The sequence below is a fragment of the Kiritimatiellia bacterium genome, from assembly GCA_018001225.1.
Lineage (GTDB): Bacteria > Verrucomicrobiota > Kiritimatiellia > CAIQIC01 > JAGNIJ01 > JAGNIJ01.
This window is the reverse complement of sequence record JAGNIJ010000001.1, coordinates 208715-232562: the sequence shown is the minus strand read 5'-3', so window position 1 is coordinate 232562 and position 23848 is coordinate 208715. Positions and strand designations below refer to the sequence as shown.

Here is a 23848-nt window from a genome sequence, read left to right as displayed (position 1 = left end):
TTCGAAAGAAGGAATGTTCAAATGGAGAATCGAAAAGGCCGTGTTCCCTGTTTTGGACATTAGGAAATTCATTATTGTTTCGAATTTCGATATTCGGATTTCGGATTTTGCAGTTCCCGCGTCCAATCTCCCCCGAGCGCCCGGTGGAGCTGCAGCCGGTACGAGAGCCACTGGCGATGCGCCGCGATCGCGCCGCGCTCGAGGATCTGGGTCGTTTGCAGCGCGGTCAGGACGGGCAGGTAGTCGCTCAAGCCGGCCCGGTAGCGCGCCCGCGCCTCGGTGAGGGTCTGGCGCGCGAGATCGAGCTGCTCGCGCTGCCGATCCAGCAGTTCGCGCTGGCGGTCCTCCTGCACCAGGGCGTCCTCGACCTCGCGCAGCGCCTTCAGCAGCGTCTGCCCGTAGGCGTTCAGGGCTTCCTCCGCCGCGGCGCGGGTGCGCCGCGCCTCGGAGGCGCGCCGGCCGCCGTCCAGGATCGGGCCCGTCAGTCCGGCGGCGAGATTCCAGATCCAATCGTCGAACAGATCCTCCAGTTCGGCATTCTGGTAGCCCGCGCCGCCGGTGAGGCGCAGGGTGGGCAACCGGTTCGCGACGGCGGCGTGGACGCGCTCGTCCGCGGCGCGCAGGCGCGCGGCGGCCGCTCGCACGTCGGGCCGGTTCTGCAGCAGGTCGGCCGGCAGGCCGGCGCCGGGCCGGGCGGGGGCGTCGGGAAGCCGGTCGGCAATCTCCGCGTCCAGCCGGCCCGGCGCCTTCCCGGTCAACACGGCCAGGGCGTTTTTCAGCACGGCGAGCCGCGCCTCGACGGGCGGGATCTGCGCGCGCACGGAAGCCTCCTGCTGGCGCTGCTGGTACACGTCCAGCGCGGAGGCTTGTCCTTGCTGGAAGCGCAGTTCCGTCAGCTCGCGGTACGAGCGGCTGACCTCGAGCTGGTCGTTCAGCAGCCGGAGCTGCGCCTGCTGTTCGATCGCGGCGAACCAGGTCTCCGCGAGCTCCGCGGCGACGGAGAGCGCGGCGGTCTCCAGGTCGCCGCGGCTGGCCTGCCAATCGTACCGGGCCGCCTTCGCGCCGGCCGATACGCGGCCCCAGAGGTCCACCTCGTACGAGGCCGCCACGCCGAGCGCGAAGGTGTCCGCCGTCGCCGCGACCGGCGCGCCGGTGACCGTGGAGATGGTTTTCGCGCGCCGCGCGGAGGCGTCGAGGTTCAGGCCGGGCCACCGGTCGGCCCCGGCCTGGATGGCCAGTTCGCGGGCCTGGTCCAGCCGGGCCCAGGCCTTGCGGATATCGAAGTTCGAGGCCAGCGCCTGCTCGACGAGCGCGTCGAGCGCGGGCGAGTCGAACGAGGTCCACCAGCGGTTGGTCGAGACGGCCCTGCCGCCGTCGCTGGAAAATTCGCCGGGCAGGTCCACCGGCGCCGCGCGCTCCCGGTCCGGCCGGACCAGGGCGCACGAACTCGCGAGGAGAATCACCCCGCCTAACAGGCCGGACTGGCGTGCCCATGGCAACATAGGGCGTTACTATACACCAGAATCCCATCGGGAAAAGCGGGATTCCCAGGCGAGCGGCGACCCGTTTCTTCTTGCATTCATTCCGCGCGGCGGAGAATGATGCCTGTACAGAGGAGGCGTTCTTGGATCGTGGCAGGCGTCATCCTTCGATGAGGTGGTGGGCTGTCGGCGCCCTGGTCTGCCTTCCGGCCCTGGCGGCGGAGGCCGGCACGTTGCGCGTCGGGGGCGGCGCGCTGGCCGTGGACTCGATGCTGCGGGCGGACGAGGTGCGGGTGGAGGCGGACGCCGTGCTGCGCGGCACCGGCACGGTCGCGGCGGCCGCGTCGATCGAGGGCACGGTCGGGCCGGGCGCCGCGGCCGCCGACAGCGTCGGGACCCTGACCTTCACGGACACGCTCGCGTTCCACGCCGGGAGCGTCTTCGCGTGTTACGCGGCCACGCACACCTCGCTCGACCGGCTCGTCGCCGCCGGCGCGGTCGGCGGCACGGGCCAGGTGCACATGACCAAGGCCGCCGCGGCGGTCCCACTGGACCAGGTCATCGTGGACGGCGGGCCCGGCAGCGCCTACGACGCTTTCGCCCTCGGCGGCGCCTCGGCCGACGACTGGGCACTGGCCGCGGTCGGCGACGACCTGCAGGTCACCGACCTCGTCGGCGACTCGGACAGCGACGGCTTGCCGGACTGGTGGGAATTCGACCACTTCCTCGACCGGGTTCTCGCGGCGGCCGGGGACGACGACGATACCGACACGATGTCCAACCGCGAGGAGTACGTGGCGGACACCGACCCGAACGACGACGAATCCGTTTTCACCGTGTCGGGAGAACGGGAAGGCGCGGAGGCGTTCCGGCTGACTTGGGACGCCGCCGCACGCCGGGAGTACACGATCGAGCGGCGCGAGAGCCTGACCAACGGCTCGTTCACCGTGATCGCCTCGGGCCTCGGGCCCGTGCTCCCGCAGAACGTGTACACGGACGAGGTCAGCTCGGTGACCACCTATTTCTACCGGGTGGGCGTGGATCTGCCCTGACCGGATGAGGAGAAGCGCCATGAACAGAACCTGCATCTTGCGCGTCGGCGGGGGGCTCCTGCTTGCCGCGCTCGCTCCGGCCGGCGCCGGCGACATCGCCGCCGAGCTGGACACGACTGACGGCACGACCGGCTTCGTCGTGTACGACGCGAACACCGCGGCCCTCTTCCGCGTGAAATCGGACGGCGCCGTGCAGGCGAGCGGCTCGGTCTCCGCCGTGTCGTTCTCCGGCGGCGGCGCGGGGCTGACGGGCATCAGCGGCGGCTCCCTCGTGGCCGGCACGGTCTCCAACGTGCACCTCGCGACGGGCGCGGTCGGCAGCGCCCAGATCGCGGACGGGGCCCTGCAATCCAACCATTTCAGTGCGGGCAGCGTGAAAAGCACCGCCATCGCCATCGGCGCCGTCGGCAGCGCGCAGATTGCGAACGGTTCGATCACCGCGCTGGACCTGGCCAAGGCCTACCAGTCGGGGGTGCAGTCGCTGGACGTGCTCATCCGGAGCAACAGCTACGATTTCGCCGCCTTCACGACCAACCTCTCGGTGGCGTTCCTCGCGGCCTTCGACGCGGCGCCGATCGTGACCCTGGCGATCGAGTCGGGCGCGGACTACGACTGGTCGCCCAATCTCCACCTCCGCGAGGCGACAACCAACAGCTTCACCGCCCGGATCAGCGTGCAGTCCCTCTCCGAGCAGGTCGTGACGAACGGGGACTACGCGGCGCAGTACTGCTCCATGGCGATCGTCAACGGGAATCCCGCGATGGCCTACCGGGGCGGCGACATTTCGGAATTGGACCTGTTCTACGTCCGCGCCTCCAATGCCAACGGGACCGCCTGGGGGGAGCCCATCCGGCTCTACACGAACGGGTACGCCAGCTACTGCTCGCTCGCCATGGTGGACGGCTCGCCGGCGATCGGATTCTACAACTCCTCGTCCGACGACCTCCTGTATATCCGGGCCTCGGACACGAACGGCGCCGCGTGGGGCACGGCCGCGGAGGTCCTGACCAACGGGAACATCGGCCAGCACGTCTCCCTGGCGGTGATCAACGGGAACCCCGCGATGAGCAGCTACTACTCGACCAGCAACGACCTGGTCTACGTGCGGGCCACGGACAGCCAGGGAACGGCCTGGGGCGCGCCGGTGACGGTCGCCACGAGCATGCACACCTACGGCACCAGCCTGCTCACGGTCAACGGCAATCCGGCCATCTCCTTCGCCTCGTTCGATAGCGACCTCATGTTCGTTCGCGGAAACGACGTGTCGGGCGCCACCTGGCAGACCCCCGTCCTCGTGGATACGAACGGCGGGTGGTATTCCTCGATGGCGATCGTCCGGACCAATCCGGCGATCGCCTATCACTTCGTCACCGCCGGCGCCCTCCTCTACGCGCGGGCCACCGATGTGAACGGCACCGCCTGGGGCACGCCCGTCTGGGTGGACACCAACGGCACCGCGGGGGTGTATCCCTCGCTGGCCGTGATCAGCAGCAATCCCGCGGTCGCGTACTGGGCGGCGGGCGCCGACGTGCTGAAGTTCGTGCGGGCGGCCAACAACACGGGGTCATCCTGGTCGGCGGATCCCGTGACGGTCTTCTCGGAGGAGGGCGTGGACGGCGTCGCAGGGCTCCTCGAAATCGGCGGCTCGGCCGCTATCGGCTTCGCCAGTGACACCTACCTGCAGTTCATCCGTTCCGGCAGCGTGCCGCCGCGCACGCGCCTCAACTGGGTCGCCGTCGAGCCCTAGACCCTCCGGCCTCGACATGAAGCTCATCCTCGCCACGCGCAACCGGCACAAGCTGGAGGAAATCCGTACGCTCTTCAACCTGCCCGGCCTGGAGCTGTCCAGCGCGCTGGACCGCCCGGAGATCCCGGACGTCGAGGAGGACGGGACGACCTTCGAGGCGAACGCGATCAAGAAGGCCGCGACCCTCGCGCGCGCGACGGGGTGCTGGGCGTTGGCGGATGACTCGGGGCTGGAGGTGGACGCGCTCGGCGGCGCACCCGGCGTGTACTCCGCCCGCTACGCCGGCGAACCGGTCAGCTATCCCGCCAACAACGCGAAGCTGCTGAAGGCGCTGGAGGGCGTGACGAACCGCCGCGCGCGGTTCCGTTGCGTGGTCGCGTTGTCCAGCCCGTCCGGAAAAGCCCGCACGGTGGACGGGCGTTGCGAGGGGCGGATCATCCACGAGATCCGCGGGACGCAAGGCTTCGGCTACGATCCGCTGTTCGTGCCCGAGGGCTTCGAGAAGACTTTCGCGGAGATGGAAGCCGACGCCAAGCACGCGGTTTCGCACCGCGGCCGCGCGCTGCAAAAGGCCCGGGCGGCGTGGCACGATTTCCTGAAATCCGAGCCGTCAGACTGGCCCGAGGAGAACCGCGGATTACGCGGATAGCGCGGATCGGATTGTGAATCCGTGTCATCCGTGCAATCCGTGGTTTCTTTCAGGGATTGATCCGCAGCAGCACCTTGAGCGCCCGGCCGGAGCCGGCGAGCTCGAAGGCATGCAGCGCTTCTTCGATCGGCCGCTGCGCGGTGACCAGGCGCTCGAGCGGCATGTCCGGAAACCGCTGCATCAGCGCGAGCCCGTCGTCGAACCGCCCGCAGCGCGAGCCGAGGATCGTCTGCTCGTGGATGACGGCCGGCGCGAGGTTGAGCGCCTTCCCGGACGCGAGGGTGGATTTCAGCACGATGGTCCCGCGCGGCCGGCACAGCGCCATCGCCTGCTCCAGCCCCCCCGCGGAACCGGTGGCCTCGACCACGAGGTCAGCGCCGGGCGCGACCTCGTCGGCGCGTGGCGTCGTGCGCAGCCCGCGCCACGCGGCGGCCGCGAGTTTTTCGGGATGATGGCCGGCCAGCGTAACGTCCCGCGCGGCGGTGGCCAGGACCCACGCGCACAGCAGGCCCAGCCGTCCGTCGCCGAGCACGATCACCCGCTCGTCGTTTTTCAGCGGGTATTGCTCCAGGATCTCGCACGCGGCGGACAGCAATTCGACCAGGACGGCCTTCTCATCCGGCAGGGCCGGCGGGACGTCCCGCAGGTTCTCCACGGGCAGCACGCAGTAGTCGGCCATGCAGCCGTCCAGGCCGGCGATGCCGAGCGTGACGCGGTTTGGGCAGTGGCGGCCGAGATCCCGCGCGCACCAGTCGCACCGGCCGCACGCCGCGTTGATCTCGCCGACCACGCGGCGGCCGATCCACGCGGGATCGTCACACCGATCCACGACGCCGACGAACTCGTGACCGAGCACGCCGCGGAAGCCCATGTAGCCCTTCGCGATTTCCAGGTCGGTCCGGCAGATGCCGGCGAGCGTCACGCGGATGCGCGCCCAGCCGGCGCGCGGCCCGGGCACGGGATGATCCTGGACGAGGCGGAGGCTTCCGTCGAAAAGGAGCGCGCGCATGGGATCCGCGCGGCCGCCGTCACATGACCAGCGCGGCGGCCTCCTCCAGTTTCTCGCACATCGGCAGGATGGTGGAGAAGCCGGCGAGGTCGAAGATTTCCTTCACGGGGCCGACGGCGCCGGAGATGACAAGCCGGCCCTGGAGGGGCTTGACCTTCTTGGCGAGGCTCAACAGCGCGCGCAGGCCCGCGCTGGCCATGAAATCCACGCCGGCCAGGTCGACCACCAGGTGGGTCTCTCCGCGGCCGAGCCCCTTCTGGCAGTGCGCCTCGAGCAGCGCCGCGCCCGCCGCGTCCACGCGGCCGGCCACTTCGATCACCCACGCCTTGCCCATCCGGCTGTCCTGAAATTGCACGTTGTCCTCCCGTCCGGTTTTTCCCATCCCTACCAGATTACCGCGCCGTCGGCAATCCCGCCGCGGTTCAGCCAGCCCGCCGGATACGGATCCGAACGATGTTCTTCCCGCCCTCCCGCCGCCAGGTCATGCCGTCCGTCAGCTTGCGCGTAAGGTGGATGCCCAGCCCGCCGACAGTCCGGTCCTCCACCCGTCGCGAGGTGTCGGGCTCCGCCAGGGCCGTCGGATCGAACGGGTGCCCGTCGTCCTCGAGGGTCAGCGCCAGTTCCTTCTCTCCGGACTCGACGCGGATGTCGATCCGGTGTTCGGCCGCGTCGTCGTAGCCGTACTTGATGATGTTGGTGAGCATCTCCTCCAGCGCCAGGGAGGCGGCGTAGCGCCTGCCCGCCGGCACGCGGCGCGCGTCGAGGAAGGCGGACATTTCGGCCTCGGCCCGCTCGAGTTCGTCGAGCCGGTTCGCGACATGGATGCGGAGTTCGTCGGGCATGGCCGCGTTCCCGGCCTAGCCCTCGCAGGCCCGCCGGGCCTCGTCCGCCGACCCGAACACCGGCACGATGCTGGCGAAGCCGGCGATCTCGATGATTTCCTTCACCTGCGGCTGCAGGCCGCCGAGGGCGATACGCCCCCCCGCGCCCTTGATCTTCTTGGTGAGCGAGAGCAGGACGCGCAAGCCGGCGCTGCTGATGTAATCCAGCGCCGTGCCGTCCAGGGCCAGGCCGCGCGCCCCGGCCGCGACCAGGTCGGCCAACTGCTTTTCGGCCGCCGCCGAGGTCGCGGCGTCCAGTCTTCCCTCCAGCCGGACCAGGGCGAGGTCGCCCTGGCGCGTGGACGTGATGTTCATGGTTTCTTCTCCGGGTTCGAGCGCAGGGCCTCTCGGGCCCTGGCTTCGTCGTGAAAGAGGGGGGCCAGGTCTTCGTCTTCGCCTGTGATGTGGAGGGGCATGCGTCGCCTCACAGCATCATCGGCAGGCTCAAGGCGAACTCGATCTCGCGGATCGAGCGGGCGAGGGCCTGGCCGATGAGGTCCAGGCGCGAGAGCTGCGCGATCCGGGCGTGCGCGCGGGGTAACTCGTCGTCCGAAAGAACCCGCGGGATCAGCCGGCAGGCGTTCAGCAGGCTGATCAGCACGATGTCCCTCACCTCGGGGAGGTCCGTGCCGAGCAAAGCCTGCCGCAGCCGGGCGCGGACCTCGATGAACTCGCGGTCGTGTAGCCGGGGATAGCGCCGGTCGGGAAAGACCCAGAGGAAGCGGTGCTTCTCCTCGCGCAGGACCCCCTTGCGGACCATCCCGGCCAGCGAGAGGCGGAGGATCTCGTGGGCATAGTGGCCCGCCAGCCGGTTCAACCAGCAGGTGAGGGACCGCTCCGCCCGCCCCTCGTGAAGAACCTGAAGGACGGTGTCGAGGATGGGCTCGCCGGTCGGCGCGGCGTCCACCACGTGCATCTGCTTCGCGTCCGCGTCCACGCGGTTGAGCAGCGACAGCTCCATCAGCACCGCGCCCGCCATGGCGGTGTGCAGGGCCTGGTGGGGCAGCTCCGTGATCACGCCCTCCTTCTCGTCGAGCGCGAGCAGCACGATTTCTTCCGCGAAGGTCAGCATGATTCCATTTCCATGCTAGTCCACCCGCGCGCCGCGGGCAATACGAATCCCTCCAGCATCGCACTACGGCACGCCGGCCGCGGAAGCGATGCATGGCCGTTCCGGGCGAAGCAGCCTGCCCGCTTCAGGCGGGAGCCATCCACGGCGTTTTGGAGATCTCGGAGATCCCTCGCTTCGCTCGGGATGACAGCACCCCGTTGGACCGGGTCCATCATGCGAAGTGCCGAATCCCTCCGTTCGGATCGGGATGCGCGAGCGCGGGATGAACGGCGGGACGGGGGCGGGCTCACAGGCCGCGCCGATCCATCAGGTGAACGGCGGTGGTCATGTTGGGGGCGTTGAGCTTCTGGAGGATGTGGCCGCGGTGGGTTTCGACGGTCTTGACGCTGATCTTCAGGGCCTCCGACGTTTCCTGCGTGGTCATGCCGTGGGCCGCGCACCGCAGGATCTCGATTTCCCGCGCAGACAGGGGGCACTTGTCCCCCAGGGCTCCGGTCACGCCCGCCCCGATGTAGCGGCCGCCGGCATGCACCTTCCGAATGGCCTCCACCAGCTCTTCGAACGCGGCGTCCTTGAGGACGAAGCCCTGCACGTCCGGCCGGGAGGCGGCGATGACGTAGGGGGGCTCGTTGTGCATGGTCAGCAGGATGATGCGCGGGGCGGGCGCGCCGTCCTCTTTCAGGCGGTCGGCGACGGCGAAGGCATTGCCATCGGGCATGTCGATATCCAGCAACAGGACGTCGGGATGCTCGCGCCGCGCGGCCTCAAGGGCCTCGGCGCCGGTCGCGACGGCCGCGGCGACCGTCAGGTCCGGCTGCTCCTCCAGCAGCCGGCGCAGGCCGTCGAGGAAGAGCCGATGGTCGTCGGCCATGACAACGCGGATCAGCGCGGGGGAATCCATAGGGTCACCTCCAGCCCGCCTTCCTTCCGGGGCATGATGCGACAGCGTCCGCCCAGGGTCTCGGCCCGTTCGCGCAGGCTGATCCAGCCGATGCCGGGCGGCGTGGTCCCGGGATCGCAGCCCTTGCCGTCGTCGCGCACGGCGAGGCGGGCGCCGTCCTCGCCGACGGCCAGGGACACCTCCACGTGATGCGCCTCGGCGTGCTTGGCCACGTTGTAGAGCAACTCCTGGCCCATCCGGTACAACAAGGCGGCGTGCGGGCCGGTGAGGCCGGGGGCGTCGGGCAGGTCCAGGCGCAGCGTCCAGCCGTTGACCTCGGCGAGGCGGCCGGCCAGCGCGCGCAGCGCGGCGGGCAGGCCCAGGTGATCCACGGCGACGGGGTGCATTTCGCGGGAGAGCGTGCGCGCCTGGTCAATGGCCGCGGCGAGCTGCTCGACCACGCGGCGGCCCTCGGCCGTCAGGGCGTGCTTGCGGAGGAAGATCTGCAAGTCGAGCTTGACGGCGGCGAGGGTCGGGGCCAGCTCGTTGTGCAGGGCGGAGGCCGTGCGCTTGCAGGCGTCCTCCTGGACGACCAGCAGTTGGCGGGAGAGCGTGCGCAGGCGTTCGTTCGCGTGGTGGAAGCGGACCGCCAGCGCGCAGGCGAGCGAGGCGGCGAGCGAGGCGAAGCCTGCGTGGAGAAACAGGCCGAACGGGACGGCGGTCAGCATGCGCGAGGGCAGCCCTTGCTCCAGCAGGGCGAAAAGCCCGAACAGCGCCAGGCCGACGGCCACCGCCAGCGGCGCGGCGGATAGCCGCCACGCGCGCAGGCGCCAGGCCTGTTGGAGCAGCAGGATGCCGAGGGCCAGCAGGATGAACCACCACCAGAGTTCCGCCACGCGCACGACGCGCAGGGTTCCGCCCAGCAGGCAGGCCAGGCTCAAGACGGCGCAACACGCGGCCAGGAGCTTGTGCGCGCGGGCGCGGCGTACGCCTTGCACCAGCCGCGCGCCGAACAGCAGGAGCGGCAGGGGCAGCAGGAGAAACAAGCTGATGCAGAGCCGTTGCGTGTGCGGCGTCGCCAGGCCGGCGTCGTACCACAGCAGGCTTTCCAGCAGGAAGGTCATCGCCAGCAGGCCGACGAGCGCGCCGAAGTATAAGTACTCGGATTGCCGGACGCCATAGACCAGCAGCACCAGCCAGAAGGCCAGCGCGACCGAAAGCATGCCGAGGAAAAACGCCTCCAGCTGCTTGCGCCGCGCCGCGCGCCTTTCGGTGGCGGCCCGCAGGGCGCCGAGATCGCCGAACACCGCCGGCACGTTGAGGAAGCCGCCCCGGTCCAGGCTGCTCTGCACGCGGATGGCCAGCACGTTTCCGCCCGACCGAAGCAACCCGCCGGGCAGCGCGTAGACCCGCGTCTTGTACAGCGCGTCCACGAACCGGTCCGCGATCACCCCTTCGCCGCCGATGAAGACCCCGTTGAGGAAGACCTCGTCCGCCGTCTGGATCCGCCCGAGCACAACCCCCCAGCCCCCTTCCGGCCGGGCGGCGGGAAGCGTGAAATGCAGGCGGTACCAGCCGCGGCAGGGATAGCGCCGCAGCGTCAGGGGTTCCGGGCCGTCGCTCCGCCGCCAATCGCTCTCGTCGAGGTCCGGCGCGGCCCAGGCGGGGTCGTCGCCGACGCGGGAGAGCCAGACCTGGCCGGCCTCCTGCGCCGCCGTCGCCAGCCCTGCCGCGGCGAGAAAGACCGCGGCCAGGATGAGCCCCCTCGTATTCATCTCCCCCATCATAGCAGGCCCGGCAAGCTTCCCGGCATCGGGGTTTTCCCCGATGGACTGGCGAACGTTTTTTTCGATAGTACCGGTCATAAAGGGGAGCCTCTCATGCACGCAACGCTTCGGGTGGTATCGAAAACCACGGGTTTGCCGAACTCGCCCTGGCGTGCGCCGCGCGCGGCGCTCATCATGGGAACGCCCTTTTCCGGGAGCACATCGCAGACACCGATCCGACCAACACCAACGCCGTCCCGTCGAGGCGCCACCGGGGGGGGCGTCGAGCGGCCCGCTCAATGAATACAGGAAGGTTGCCATGAAAAATGCCCGCGTTTTTACTTGTCTGGGCCTGGTCTATTCCGTGGCTCTCGTGGCCGCGTTTCCGGCCGACCCTAACTTCTACACCGTGCAGCACGGTTCGTGGCACGACACGGCCACGTGGACCAACCCGACGCATTTGTCGGGCTCTCCCGGCGCGGGCGCTCATGCCCACGTCAGCCACTCCATTCTGGTGACGGGAAACGTCACCGTCGCGGCCTGCTCCGTGGACGGCGGCGCGCTGACGATTGATACGGGTGCGATGATGAGGGCCCTGGAAGGAACCGGGACCTGGCAGAACGCCCGGTTCGGCGGCGGCGGGTCGTTTCTCAACCAGGGACACCTTATCGTCACGAGCATGGCGCCGAGCGAAATCAGCGGCCGTTTCATGAACCAGGGCGAGGTGACCTTCGTCCAGACGCCGTCGTGCCGACTGGACGGCCTGTTCCACAACGCCACGCAGGGCGTAACGACCGTCGGCGCGTCCCCGACCAACCTGTTCACCATGCAGGGGACGGGCTCGTTCCACAACGCCGGGACGTTCTCCGTGCACCAGGGCACCACGTCCGCCTGGCCCCAGGCCTCGTTTCACAACTGGGGTGGCTCCGTCTATGCCCATTCGGCCGGGGTGGTCTGCGTGGAGAGCAGCTTCGGCACGAATTACGGCGGAAACTACCAACTCGACACCGACGCCCTCTACCACATGAGGACCGGCACCAACTGGTTCGGCGGCACGACGACGGTCCAGGGCGCCGGCGCGATGGTCCTGCAGAGCGGCCAGGCCGTGTTCTTCGGCTCCACCAGCGCGGTCCTGAACGCGCAGGGCGGCGGCTTCCACTGGCTCGGCGGGGGCGTGTCATCGACGCAAGCGCTTGTGAATTACGGGTCCATGCTGATCGGCGGGCCGGGGGCGTGGACCCAGGCGTTGCAAGGGGTTCTGTACAACTCGGGCGAGGTCACCGTCCGCGGCGAAACCGCCAGCGCCCTCCGCGTGTCGGGCGTCATTTCAAACCTGCCCTCTGGCCGCATAACCATGGCAGGCACCAATCCCGCCATCATCGGGCAAGGCTTCGCCAACCTCTATAACCGGGGCTCCGTCACGTTCGCGGGCATGGGCACCAGCTCCGTGCATGTCTCGTTTTATCAGTACGGCGGCACCAGCGTCTTCCGGAGCGGAAAGACCTCGCTTCCCGTCGGGCAGCTGTACGATGGCCTGGTCCTGATGGACGGAGGCACCTGGGGCGGCAATCTGTCCTTCCTTGTGTCCGGGGGTCAACTCGCCGGCACGGGCGCCATCACGAGGGCGCTGTATCATTCGGGCGGCCTCGTCTCCCCGGGACAGTCCGCCGGCCGGCTGGAAATCCAGGACAACTACACGCAAGTGGGCACGAACCCCGCCTTGCGAATGGAGTTGGCCGGCGCCGAGCCGGGCGCGTCCTACGACCAGTTGTGGATCAGCCTCACCGGCCGGATCAGTGGCGCGTTGACGGTCGAGTTGCTCGGCGGCTACGAGCCCCCGCCCGGCGCGCGCTTCGACCTGGTGCGCGCCTTCCCGCTGGAGGGCCTCTTTGCCGCCACCAACCTGCCGGCCCTGCCCGGCGACCGGTTCTGGCTCCTGCGCTATCTCTCCGACGCCGCGCAACTGCGCGTGGCGACGCCCGGGGATACCGACGGGGACGGCCTGGCGGACGATTGGGAGCTTCGCTTTTTCGACGACCTGGACGGCAGCGACGGAGGGGACGACAATTTCGACGACGATCCGTTTGTGGACTCGGAGGAGTACGTCGCCGACACCGACCCCAAGGACAGCAACGATGTCTTCCGGGTCATCGGCATCGAATCCGGCCCGCCGGTCGTCGTGCATTTCGAGCCCGGCTCGACGGGGCGCGTGTACTCGTTCCAGTTCACGGACGAGCTCGCCGGGGGCGCCTGGAATCCGGTGCCCGGCGCGCCCCCGCGCCCCGGCGCCGGGGGGCCGGACGAAATGACCGACACCAACGGCGCCCCGGCCAGGTACCACAGAGTGGTAGTCGAGTTACCCTGAATCGCACAGGACCCCTGACGCGCCGCCTCGCGGGACGCCAGGCGCGGTTACGGCCGGGTAATGGAGAGCCGGAAGAACGAGGCGGCCGGGCCGGATTCGGGCCGGAACTCGAGCCGGATGCCGGCCCCCGTGGACACGGAAGAACAGGCCTGCCAGTCGAACGGCGGCGTGTTCGTGGCCTGCTGCACGGTGTACAGCCGCCCCGTGACGCCGGCCCACGACAGCGCCAGGTCGCCGGTCCAGACGAGACACGGGTAGTCCGAGTCCGACAGGGGGTCGGTGCCCGCGATCCATTCATCGCCGTTGATCGAGCCGTCGTCGTCCACGTCCGGCCCGTTGTCCACGAGCGGATCGAGCGTCGGGGCGTAAAACTCGTAGCCGTCCGGCAGGCCGTCGCCGTCCGTGTCCGGATTCCCCGGCAGCGTGCCGATGGACTCTTCCTCCGGGTCCAGCAGGCCGTCCGCGTCCGCGTCGGGGTGCTCCAGCCGCAGCGTGGGGTCGCCGAGGATCTGGAACCCGACGACGTTCCGCAGGAGGCCGGTCTTGTCGGTCAGGTAGGTCAGCCAGCCGCGCCCGGGGAGCGTGTCCACGTACCAATCGAACTCCTCGCGGAACACGCGGCCGACCGTCTGCGTCGCGCCGAAGATCTTCCGCGTCGCGCTCTGCTGCACCTCGGCGGAGACCATCTTCTGGCCGGACAGCAGCGTCGCGACGTCGGGCGTCACCACGGCCGTCGAGCCGAGGTAGACCGCGGCGACGCCCGCGGTCAGCGCCGCCGCGCCGAGGTCGTACGAGGCGCACGACATGGAGAGGACGATGGCCGCGTGGACGTTGGTCGGGAAGCCCGCGCCGTTGCGGCGCAGGGCGAAGTCGTAGGTCGAGCCGCCGTGCGAGACGTTGCAGAGGAAGGCGCAGGCGTCGTTGGATTGCCAGAGCCCGCGCACGATGTTCTGGCCCTCCGTGTACCCGGCGCTCAAGCTGTCACCCTCCACGGCGTAGTCGATCCCCGTCCGGTCGGCATAGTTCGAGGCGACGTGCGCGACGGTGACGAACGTGCGGTCCGGGCAGTTGGACCCGAGCTGCCCGGCCAGGTCGCGCACGACGTACTCCCAGCTGTCGGCCAGCGTCAGGTTGGTGTCGATCCGTCCCGCGGTCAGGAGGGCCTGGCTCTTCCGTGCGCCGGTCTCCCGCTCGAACGCGACCGAGGCGTCGAGAAGTCTCCGCACGGTTTCGACGCCGGCCGTGGCCGCAACGGGGAGGCGGCCGACGACCAGCTTGTTGCTCAAGGCGGCGAAGAACGCGTCGTACTGGGCGGAGGTGATGTCCCCCGAGGTTCCGTACTCGGCGTTGGTGCCGTTGCCGTTGGCGTCGAACTCGACGTCCGGGATGGAATAATAGATGTCCGAGAAGTAGGGCGCGTCGCCGGCGGCCACCCGGAAGAGGGGCGCGGGCAGGGCCTGGAAGTTGCCGACGAACAGGACGTAGCCGGGCTGCTGGGTCGCGGCCAGCGAGGTGTAGAACGAAAGCAGCGTGGAGCGCAGCGCGGCCGGACTGCTGGTCTGCCCAGCGGTGGCGTCCCAGAGGTTGGTCAGGCGGACGTCGTAGCCCAGCCGCTGCTTGAACGCCGCGAAATTCGTCACGCCCGCGTGCCAGCCGCCCGGGTGAACCAACAGCAGCGGCGGCTCGGCGCGGGCGGACTCGCCGAGCCCGCCCCAGGCCAGCAGCGCCAGCGCCACCCGGTATGTCTCAAAACGCATGAGCCCCCGTCCGCGAACCAGTATACCGCGAACGGCCGGAAAAATTCAGCGCGGCACGCCGGTTTGACCGGCGGCTGAAATGTTGCTATGAAACTCTTAGGAGGGCCGCCGTTATGATGGGGAGGTGTACAGGCGGAATCTGGGTCGCGCTGGTGGGGTTGTTGGCCGCCGGCCGGGCGGTCGGCCAGACGCTTTACACCAACGACGGCGTGCTGAATGCCCGGCAGGAGGCGCAGCGTTGGTGGATTAACCGCGCGCGGTTCGATCCGGAGAAGGAGGCGGACCGGCTGGGACTGGTCAATTCCACGGCGGGCGGGCATCCGGATTACGATTGCTGCGAGGACACCTCGGCGAACAACGATTTCGGCACGACGCCGGCGGAGTGGGCTCCCTGGAAGGCCTCGAAGCCGCCCCTGGCGCCCCACCGGCTGCTTCGGCTCACCGCCACCAACCACGCCCGAGACATGGCCGAGACCGGGATATTCCAGCACAACAGCCCGTCCGCCAACTACTACCCTCTCAACTCGACGCCCGGCCAGCGCCTCACGGCGCAGGGCTACACGTGGAGCGCCTACGGGGAATGCATCGGCGGGAACTACGCCTCGGGCCGCGCGTTCCACGAGGGGATATTCCGCGACAGCATCATCGAGGACCGGGGGCACCGCCGGATCATCCTGGGCGCCGACTACCGGGAACTCGGCGTCGGCAACGCCTATCGGCCGGCCAGCGGCTGGACCTACGATGTCCAGGACTATGGCGCCCGGTCCAGCGGGCATTTCTTCACCGACACGATCTTCTTCGACGCCAACGCCAACGGGATCTACGACGAGGGCGAGGGCGTGTCGAACATCGTCGTCACGCTCTTCGACGGCGCCACGCGGTACGGCACGGGAGACCTTTCGACCGCCAGCGGCAATTTCGCCGTCCCCATAGACGCGTTGACGGACGGCCGAAGCATCACCGTGAAATTGAGCAACACGAACGGCTCGCCGAACGCGCGGGTCACGCTCCCCTTCGGGTACAACACGACGGGCGATATCTGGCTGCCCCGGGGCGCCACGAACACCATCGGGGTGTTCACCCAGCCCGTCGGCCGCGTCAACGTCGGGTTCCGCAATCTCGAGCCGCATATCCTGGCCACGCGCGAGGCCCGCTCCAACAACAACGTCCACGTCAGTTTCAGCGCCTTCGCCCGCGTGACCTACGTCATCGAGTCCGCGGACGCCGGGCTCAAGGGGACGTGGCGGCCCTTCTTCACCAACACGGCCGCCACGAGCACGGTCGCCTTCGTGGATTCCGGCCAGTGCGGCCGCGGCCTGCCGACCACGAAGACCAACCGCTTCTACCGCGCCCGCATGGTCCGGGATTGACCCACCCGCGCGCCTGCGTAATGATACCAAATCCAGATGAAGGCGGGTGGATTTCGGGCTCGCAGGAGCTCGCTCCTCCATGGTTCCTGCAACTGGAGGGCGGAACTCTGCGACGCTGTTCGTACCGCCTCTCATCCGTACGTGGTATGACTTCATCCGGGGAACCTGCTAATCAATATCCATGAACAAAAAAGCCAGAAGCATGCATCTCGAACCGGCGTCCATGAATCCGCCGCGCGGACTCGCGGAGCTGCTCCGCGACCTGGGCGACGGGGAGAACGGGTACATGGGAACGCCCGTGCCCTCGGGGAAGCTGACCTTGGAGGAATATCTCCGGGGCTGCGTCGAAGGTACGGATCCGGCGAAGGTGCGCCCCGGCCTGGTGCCGCAGACGGTGTTCTGGGTGATCGACGCGGACGGCGCCGCCGTGGGCATGGTGCGGATGCGTCATCACCTGAATGAGAAACTCCGGGTGCATGGTGGGCATATCGGGCTCTATGTCCGCCGCGACCGGCGCGGCCGCGGGTACGCGAGGGCGGCGCTCCGTCTGGCATTGGCCGAGCTGACCCGGCTGGGCGAACCGCAGGCCCTGCTGACGGTGGCGACGGACAACACGCCGTCCATCCGCGTGATCGAAAGCTGCGGCGGCCGGTTCGACGGCACAGGGACGGATCCCGAATCGGGAAGGACGCTTCGGCGGTACTGGATCGACTTGGCGCCGGCTCGGCGCAACGGACCCTGAAGGGAAGGAGGAGGCGTATGAAGAAGATATGGTTCCTGGCGGCGCTTGCGATGGCGGCCTGCGGGGCGGTCGCGGAAGACACGGCCTCCTTGCCGGACCAGGTAGTGCTCCTGGACGTGCAGGGGCTATGGGGCGGCGTGGACCTCTGGATCGCGAAGGACGGAAAGGCGACCTGCCGCGCCGTCGGCCCGCCGGCGGCGGGCGAGCAGGGCCTTCAGGAAACGCGGTACGCGTTTGCCCTCACGGCCGAGCAGCAGGCGGAACTGAAGGTGCTTCTCGGCCGGCATTCGTTTTTCGCGATCGAGATTACGGGCCGCGCCGGCGTCCCGGACGAATCGCGGCCGCTGATCTTTGTTCTCGCGGGGGACCGGAAGCGGGCCGTGGCCAAGTGGGGCAACGACCGGCATCCGGATTTCGACCCCCTCTACCGCTTCCTGCTGGGCCTCGCCGCCGCCGGCCGGGCCGGCGAGCCCGTGAGCCGGGGCGCCTACGATCGCGCCTGGCAGCCGGGGGGATTCCCGTCCAACGACTCCCTCCGGGCCCTGGTCGAACCCGGTCGCGACGAATGAGCCGGCTTCTTTTCGTCGGCAGCTCTATTTTCGAGGCGTGGGCCGGCGTCGCCGGGGTGGCGCCGGGGCACGTGGTGATCAACCGGGCGGTGGGCGGAACGACCACGCGGGACTGGGTGGCGCGGCTGCCCGCGGTCCTCGAGTCCGAGGCGCCCGGGGCCGTAGGTCTCTACGCCGGGAGCAACGATCTGAACAACAACGTGCCCGCCGGCGTGATCCTGGAAAACCTGTCGCGCTGCCGTGCTCTGGTCGGCGCATTGCCGCTGGCCTACTTCGGCATCATTAAAGCCCCGCAGAAGGAGGGCCGCTGGGAATTGATCGACGAACTGAATTGCCGGGCCGCGGTGCTCCTGCGCGGCACGGACCTGTACGCCGATCCCAATGATATTTACTTCCGCGACGGGCGCCCGGTGGGCGCCTATTTCCTGGAAGACGGCTTGCACCTGACCCCGGAAGCGTATGCCCGGATGACGGATTGGGCGCGGCCCCTGGTCCTGCGTTGGCTCGGGGCGGCGTGAGGCCGTGCGCCTGCATCATCCTCCCCTCCTCCGGAGGGGCCGGGGGTGGGTTCCCGGACCGCGTCAACGCGCCTCTCGGGTCTTGAATGTATAGCTCACCGGCTCCAGCGGCACGCCGGCGGCGCTCTGGAAGTTCTTGTGCGAGAAGCTGTTCAGCCCGAGCCGGTAGCCGTGGTTCGGCTTCAGTTCGACCGGCAGCACGCAGGTCCGCTGCTCGGCGGTCCAATACGGGCCTTTGCCCTCGACGCCATCCGGATACTCCGGCCCGCCGCCGGTCCAGGAGAAGCCTCCGCCCATCGGGACGCTGAAGGTCACGCGAAGCTCCGTCAGGCCGGGGTCCACGTCCGTCGCACCATTTGCCGGGCTCATTTCCAGAACGGTCGGCACTTGCGTCTTGGCCTTCAGTTCCTCGCTCGCGCCCTGCGTGGTGAAATAGATCGCGGCGGGCGGAGTGGGCATTCCGGCCCGGCTCCGGAAATTCCGGTGGCTCTTGGAATTAATCCCGACTCGGTAGTAGCGCCCGGCCTCCAAATTCACGGGCAACACGCACGTCCGGGCGTCGCGCCAGCGCGGGCCGCCGGTGACTTCCGGGTAATCGGGCCCGCCGCCCGTCCAGGAGAACCCGCCCGCCATGTCCTGGTCGAACGTGACCGTGATCTCGCTCGTCGCCGGGTCCACCTCGGCCGCGCCGACGGCCGGCGTCGTGCCGATGATCCGCGGCGGCTCATTTCCCGCCGGAACGGCCGGCGCAGAAGGATCAATTCGCAAGGAGTTATTTCCCACCGGCGTGAGCACGAGGCCGGCGGCGGACAGGTAGGCCTCGATCAGGCGCCGGGCCTCTTGCTTCGGCACCCGACCGTTGGACTTCAGCGTGCAGGTGAGTTTCGCGTCCACCTGGGGAGACAGGATGACGGATCGGCCGGTCAGCTCGGCATAGAAATCCGCGACCATTCGAAGCGGTGCATCCGTGAACCGGATACTCACCATTTGCTCCGGCGCCGGGATCAACTCCCCGCCTTGTCCGGCGACGGGCCCCGCGGCCCATCGCTCGGCCGCCCAGCCGATGTTTTCAAACTGCTCCAATTGCTTCTTCAGTAGGGCGTGCTCTTCCGCGTCAAGGATCGCTGCCGCCCGCTGCACGAAAGCCGATTGCCATCCTTCCCAATGCTGCCGGGCCGCCTCGTCGGACATCGGCTCCGGCAACGGCTGCTCCTTGTCCAGGGCGGCCATCAGGTCGCGCAGGGCCGTCTCTTTTTGTTCGGATAGCTGCTTCTGATTGTCCGCGAGGTCGGTCTTCAGGTTCCGCAGGATGAACCCATGCGCGGCGTCCACCTCGTCCCGCTCGGCGGGGCGGGGCAGTTGTTCCATGATCGGCCCCAGCAGCGCAAAGTCCTGTTCCTCGAGGTAAGACTTGGCATCGGCCAGAAAACATTCACGCCACCGCGTCGAGGTCAGCGGCTCGTTGTCCCCGCCCGATTTTCCGGACAACTTGTACACGTCGTCGCTAGTCGTCCACATCAGCTTCATGAGGTTCCATTCCGTGGGCGGGGCAAGGGTCCGGCCTTTCTCCGCCAGGGCGGCCTTGAACGCGCGCAGGATGCCACGGTAGGCGACGCCGTCCTCGTACAGGATGAACAGCTTTGCGCTTCCCGGCTGCAGGAGGCGGCGGATCATGTCGTCACGCTCTTTCCGCAGGTCCCGGATGGCCTGTTCGATCTGGGCCCGCTGTTCCTCCGTGGCGCCGGGAAGCCTCTGTCTGCGGCGCTCCTCGCCCTGCCGGAGGAAGTAATTCCAGGTCGTCTCTTCCAGGGCCTGTCGGGTCTCGGTGGCGGCCTTCGGATGGTCCAGCCTCTCGCCATGGATCTCCTCGAACTGCTGCTTGTGCCACCGGCGCCAGATGGCCGTGACGTTGGGATCCCGGGCCGCGTCCGCGCCGCGCTTCTCTTCCGGCGATTGCGCCTTGGCCTCGTCAAGCCGTACCCGGGCCTCGGCCAGGATGCGTTTCGCCTCCGCGTTGCCGGGCTCGAGGTCCAGCCAGTTTTGCGCGTGACGGGCGGCGAGGTCGTAGTAGCCCAATTCATACTGGGTGGACGCGAGGCCCGCTAGCGCGGCGGTCGCGCCGGGCTCGGCGGCGACGGCCAACTCCCAGTACCGTATGGCCTCGTGCTGCTTCCGCTCGCTCTTCGCGATCCAGCCGAGGCCGTTCAGGGCGCCGGCGTTCTTAGGGTCGAGGGCCACGCAGCGCTCGAAGGCCTCCCTGGCGTTCTGCGCCTGGCCCATGTTCTGGCGGGCCCACCCCAGCCCGTTCCACGCATCCGCCAGTTTCGGATCGGCTTCCGCGGCCTGCAGGAAGAGTTTCTCCGCCTCCTCGAACTTCTGCTCGCGCCAGACTCGCCAGGCCCGGGCGGAAAGATCCTGGGCGGCGCCGGAAGCGAGCCTCGACGCGGAAGGCGGATGGAGGCGCGTTCTCGCATGTCGGCGGACCATGCTGTACGCGAGGTGGCCGAATAGCCCGGCGACGGCAACGGCGATCAGCACGACCACGACGCTCTCAACGTACATGAAGAGCGTCGGCTTGGCCGGCGGCGGTTCCGAAGCAAACTCGGCCTTGTGCTGCCGGAGGTGAATCAGGACCAGCACGCTCACGAGTGTCCCTACGGGAAAGATCAGCAGCCAGGGAATCGCGATGATGTGTAGCGCGCGGTAGAACCACGGGGCCCGGTATCGGCAGCCCCCCAGCGCCAGGATAAGCATGAACCACCCGGCCACGCCGCCGAGGAGAAATCCGAAGGCAAACGGCGCCGTGGCACTGCCGAGAGCCTGGGCCAGGGATACGGGCTGTTGCGTTTTGGCCCCCAGGTGACTGAAGGCGAGTTGGATGACGGTCCAGAGCAGGGACGCCGCGCAGAGGCCTTGCAGGAATGTGCCGGCCGCCGCCAGTACTTTCCCTATCGAGCGCTTACCGCTCAACTTCAGCACCATGACCGCCTCGCCCTCCGGGACGCCGTGCGGACCGAGGGGCTCCTCTTTCCGGGCCGCGCGGTCCAGGTCGCGGACCACGTCCTTCATCTCGGCGTACCGGTCGCGCAGCTCGCGCGCCATGCACCATTCCGCGATCCGCGCGAGCGCTCGAGACGCCTCCTGATTGACTTGAAGAACCGGCCGCGGCGGGCCGGCCAGGATCTTGTCCACGATCGCCTTCGGGTTGATCCCTTCGTACGGCTTGCTCCCGGTCAGCATTTCGTAGAGCACCGCGCCGAAGGCGTAGATGTCGCAGCGCGTGTCCTCGGCCTTGCCGGAGGCGGCCAGGGGCGACATGTAGGCGGCCGTCCCCTCGGGCGCGCTCTTGTCGGGATCGACCATCGCATCGTTGAACACGGTGCGCAGCAGGCCGAAGTCCGTCAGGTAGGCCCGCCCGTCCTGGTCCAGGAGCACGTTGGCGGGCTTGAGGTCGCGATGAATGATGCCGCGGGCGTGGGCGTACTGCAGGGCGTCCGCGATCTGCCGCGCGATGTCCAGCGCGCGATCCTCCGGCAGCGGCCGGCCGGGCTTGATCGCCTGGGCCAGGCTCCCGCCCTCGACGAACGGCATGACGTAATACGGGCCCTCCGGGCGATCCGAAACCTCGAGCACCTTCAGGATGTTCGGGTGCGACATGCGGTACATGTGCTGGGCTTCGGTGAGAAACCGGCGGACCACCCACTCCTCCTTCCGGTACCGGGGCCGGATCATCTTGATCGCGACCCGGCCCTCCGTGACGGGCTCCCGCGCCAGGAAGACCTGTCCCATGCCGCCCGTCGCCAGCGGCCGGAGAATCTCGAAGCGGCCCACCCCGCCCCGCGCGCCCGGCCGCGCCGGGGCGTTGAGCATGCCTTCCTGGATCATCGTCTGGGTCACGTCCGCGCCTCCTTCGGACATGGGCGCGGTGTTCAGCTCGGACTTCGGGTCGTGCGTGTTCATGACTTCTCCTCCCGGGCGGACTCGAGTTCACGGATGCCGGCGTCCAGCAGGCCGCGCATATCGTCCTCCAGCCATTCCTGGCCCCGGGCCCACTTCAGACCCCGCAACAGTTCGGCCGCCTCCAGGGACGTGATGCGCTTGTGACAATGGACCAGGGCGGCGGCGATGGACAGGTAGTAGAGCATCCGCGCAACATCCCGCGGCAGGACCGCCTCCCGGCTGCGCGCCGCGCGCTTGGCGAAATCCTTGACCGCCTCCAGCAGCGCCACCGGGGGGTGGGGATGCTGGAAGAGATCCCGGAAGCTCTTCACCAGGAGCCCCTGGGCGCCGGAGAGCAGCCGGACGCGCGCGGCGAACGCGGGGTCGAATCCCGCCAGGTCGAATTGGACCGGCGCCGTCAACTGGTGGCGGAACACGGCCCCGAGCTCTTCCGGCCGCCATTCCGTCATGGGGCCGTCCGGATCCAGCAGGTGGGCCAGCTTTCCGCCGTGGGCCTCGTGTACTTGCGCGGAAGAGTCATTCATGGTTTGCCTCGTGGTTGTCCCTCACCTTGTACTACGCGGTCCAGGGGCCGATCCTGCGCGGGAAACGGCATTTCGTATCCGGGACTGATTCGCGGGCCGGGGGCGGCCCGCCTCCATACCTATGGACGATGCGTTGGAGCCACCGCGCCCGCCAGCGCCCGTTTCAGTTCGGCGAGTTCGGCGGCCACCGCCGACTCGCTCGACACCGTCTCGCGCACCACGGCCTCCAGCGCCCGCTGGAAACTCCGCTTCGCCGTGATCAGCAGGTTGGAGGCGTGGAGGGGGGATTTCAGACCGAGTTCCGCGACCAGCTCCTCGTACGAGCGCGGGGCGTCGCCCGAGAAGATGGGGTTCAGCACCCGTTGCTCAAAGATGACCCAGATATCCTTCCGGTTTTTCCGGGCGCACTCCTGTTCCATGCGCGCCAGGGCGGCCCCGATGACCTGCCGCGCCCACAGCGCGTCGAAGTCCCTGTGGGCCGGGCGGGGATCCGGGATTTCCGCCGCGTGCTCATCGAGGTTGACCATGTGCGATGACGGCGGCCCGCGCTTTGCCGCCCGCTGCTTGCGTTGCTCGCTCCGGACGAAGTTCAGGAAACACTTCAGCAAAAACGACCGGAATCGGCCCCGCGCGCGGTCCGCGTGGTCCAAAAGACGCTCCCGCAAGATGCGGCGCGCCATGAATTCCTGGACCAGGTCCTCCGCCTGCTCCGGCGGCAGGCGCAGGCTCCGGACGAGATAGAGGCGCAGGACCGGCCCGTATGCCGCCAGCAACTCCTCCAAGGCCGCGAGCCCTTGCGTGTCGGAGTCGTTCCGGGCGTGAGCCACGAGGGTCCACCGGGTGGGTGGGAACCTGGACGGCTCTTCTTCCCGCGTCTCCTCCGCCATGCGGCCGCTCCCTGTTGCTGAACCAGCGCGCATTGTACCCCGCCCCTCCCTGCGAACACAAGAAACGCACGATTTTCGTGGAATGCCGGCGTGTCCCTTCCTTTCTTACTATGAAGGCCGTCGCCGCCGGCCTCGGAAGGGAGCGTGATTACCGAGAGAATAGAGAAAACGCGGAATATAGCCTCCTGAACGGGAGGCGCAAAATACAGGGCCGCAAGCGGGTCATCGCAAGGCGTGGCGGCTTGGCATCAGCTCTTCGCGCCGACCCGCCGCAGTAACGATGGCTTGTCATTCCGAGCGAAGCGAGGAATCTCCAGCGTTATTGCGGCCCCGAAGATGTCTCGCCCGGGATGACAGGACACCGGAACGGGCCATAATGCGAACAGCCGGCCCGGCTTGGGCATCCACCGCCACAGGCTGGCGGCTCCAGTTGTCCCGCGGCGGACGGGATATTTCCGCGCCGGGAACACAGGGCCCGGGGCGGGCGATTCCGGCAAGGCGCGGGGACGGCGTGATCCGCGGCCGCCGCCCGACCTGCATCCGGGCGACGCAAAAGCACCGATCCGAGCGGTGGAAGGAGCGCCCTGCAGGCGGACCGCGGGAGCGGCGCCGGGGTGCC

General features: G+C 68.7%; 20 protein-coding genes. 8 read left to right on the top strand and 12 right to left on the bottom strand.

Features of this window, described 5'->3' with window-relative positions:
* Positions 1-71: 71 nt before the first annotated feature.
* Positions 72-1502 (bottom strand): efflux transporter outer membrane subunit, encoded by a 1431-nt coding sequence (locus KA248_00940; protein ID MBP7828460.1) that lies wholly within the window; start codon positions 1500-1502, stop codon positions 72-74.
* Between the two features lie 149 nt (positions 1503-1651).
* Between KA248_00940 and KA248_00935 the strand changes: the two genes are divergently transcribed.
* The 3 genes from KA248_00935 to KA248_00925 are packed head-to-tail and all read left to right on the top strand — an operon-like array spanning position 1652 to position 4929.
* On the top strand, positions 1652-2533 hold the full coding sequence (locus KA248_00935) for a hypothetical protein (GenBank protein MBP7828459.1): 882 nt from the start codon (positions 1652-1654) through the stop codon (positions 2531-2533).
* A 19-nt stretch (positions 2534-2552) separates the two neighbouring features.
* Positions 2553-4280 (top strand): hypothetical protein, encoded by a 1728-nt coding sequence (locus KA248_00930; GenBank protein ID MBP7828458.1) that lies wholly within the window; start codon positions 2553-2555, stop codon positions 4278-4280.
* Positions 4281-4296: 16 nt separating this feature from the next.
* On the top strand, positions 4297-4929 hold the full coding sequence (locus KA248_00925) for an XTP/dITP diphosphatase (protein ID MBP7828457.1): 633 nt from the start codon (positions 4297-4299) through the stop codon (positions 4927-4929).
* 49 nt (positions 4930-4978) lie between these two features.
* Here the strand turns inward: KA248_00925 and KA248_00920 are convergent, their stop codons facing one another.
* The 7 genes from KA248_00920 to KA248_00890 form a co-directional block, all read right to left on the bottom strand.
* Positions 4979-5938 carry an alcohol dehydrogenase catalytic domain-containing protein gene (locus KA248_00920; GenBank protein ID MBP7828456.1) on the bottom strand — a complete coding sequence of 320 codons (960 nt, stop codon included), beginning with the start codon at positions 5936-5938 and terminating at the stop codon, positions 4979-4981.
* A gap of 19 nt (positions 5939-5957) precedes the next feature.
* Complete coding sequence (locus KA248_00915; protein ID MBP7828455.1) at positions 5958-6293, bottom strand: STAS domain-containing protein; 336 nt, start codon at positions 6291-6293, stop codon at positions 5958-5960.
* Positions 6294-6360: 67 nt separating this feature from the next.
* A complete protein-coding gene (locus KA248_00910; GenBank protein MBP7828454.1) occupies positions 6361-6780 on the bottom strand; it encodes an ATP-binding protein in 420 nt (139 codons plus the stop codon).
* A gap of 15 nt (positions 6781-6795) precedes the next feature.
* Positions 6796-7134, bottom strand: a complete 339-nt coding sequence (locus KA248_00905; protein ID MBP7828453.1) for an STAS domain-containing protein — start codon at positions 7132-7134, stop codon at positions 6796-6798.
* Between the two features lie 109 nt (positions 7135-7243).
* Positions 7244-7891 (bottom strand): GPP34 family phosphoprotein, encoded by a 648-nt coding sequence (locus KA248_00900; GenBank protein MBP7828452.1) that lies wholly within the window; start codon positions 7889-7891, stop codon positions 7244-7246.
* Positions 7892-8177: 286 nt separating this feature from the next.
* Positions 8178-8792, bottom strand: a complete 615-nt coding sequence (locus KA248_00895; protein MBP7828451.1) for a response regulator transcription factor — start codon at positions 8790-8792, stop codon at positions 8178-8180.
* Positions 8774-10546: a hypothetical protein gene (locus KA248_00890; protein ID MBP7828450.1), complete on the bottom strand. Its 1773-nt coding sequence runs from the start codon at positions 10544-10546 to the stop codon at positions 8774-8776. The genes KA248_00895 and KA248_00890 overlap by 19 nt, the downstream gene beginning before the upstream one ends.
* A gap of 310 nt (positions 10547-10856) precedes the next feature.
* On the opposite strand from KA248_00890, the gene KA248_00885 reads away from it, so the two are divergent.
* The gene (locus KA248_00885) at positions 10857-12902 is read left to right on the top strand and encodes a hypothetical protein (protein ID MBP7828449.1); all 2046 of its coding nucleotides are present in this window, start codon (positions 10857-10859) and stop codon (positions 12900-12902) included.
* A gap of 47 nt (positions 12903-12949) precedes the next feature.
* On the opposite strand, the gene KA248_00880 is transcribed toward KA248_00885, so the two are convergent.
* Positions 12950-14659 (bottom strand): hypothetical protein, encoded by a 1710-nt coding sequence (locus tag KA248_00880; GenBank protein MBP7828448.1) that lies wholly within the window; start codon positions 14657-14659, stop codon positions 12950-12952.
* Positions 14660-14772: 113 nt separating this feature from the next.
* Between KA248_00880 and KA248_00875 the strand changes: the two genes are divergently transcribed.
* From KA248_00875 to KA248_00860, 4 genes are all read left to right on the top strand, one after another.
* Positions 14773-16029, top strand: a complete 1257-nt coding sequence (locus tag KA248_00875; protein MBP7828447.1) for a hypothetical protein — start codon at positions 14773-14775, stop codon at positions 16027-16029.
* A 202-nt stretch (positions 16030-16231) separates the two neighbouring features.
* On the top strand, positions 16232-16771 hold the full coding sequence (locus tag KA248_00870; protein MBP7828446.1) for a GNAT family N-acetyltransferase: 540 nt from the start codon (positions 16232-16234) through the stop codon (positions 16769-16771).
* A gap of 17 nt (positions 16772-16788) precedes the next feature.
* Positions 16789-17340, top strand: a complete 552-nt coding sequence (locus KA248_00865) for a hypothetical protein (GenBank protein MBP7828445.1) — start codon at positions 16789-16791, stop codon at positions 17338-17340.
* A complete protein-coding gene (locus KA248_00860; GenBank protein MBP7828444.1) occupies positions 17337-17858 on the top strand; it encodes a hypothetical protein in 522 nt (173 codons plus the stop codon). The genes KA248_00865 and KA248_00860 overlap by 4 nt, the downstream gene beginning before the upstream one ends.
* A gap of 63 nt (positions 17859-17921) precedes the next feature.
* On the opposite strand, the gene KA248_00855 is transcribed toward KA248_00860, so the two are convergent.
* The 3 genes from KA248_00855 to KA248_00845 form a co-directional block, all read right to left on the bottom strand.
* Entirely contained in the window at positions 17922-21818 is a 3897-nt protein-coding gene (locus tag KA248_00855; GenBank protein MBP7828443.1) for a protein kinase, read from the bottom strand.
* Complete coding sequence (locus KA248_00850; GenBank protein MBP7828442.1) at positions 21815-22342, bottom strand: hypothetical protein; 528 nt, start codon at positions 22340-22342, stop codon at positions 21815-21817. Before KA248_00850 ends, KA248_00855 begins: the two co-directional genes overlap by 4 nt.
* Before the next feature lie 119 nt (positions 22343-22461).
* Positions 22462-23229: a sigma-70 family RNA polymerase sigma factor gene (locus KA248_00845; GenBank protein ID MBP7828441.1), complete on the bottom strand. Its 768-nt coding sequence runs from the start codon at positions 23227-23229 to the stop codon at positions 22462-22464.
* Positions 23230-23848: the final 619 nt, after the last annotated feature.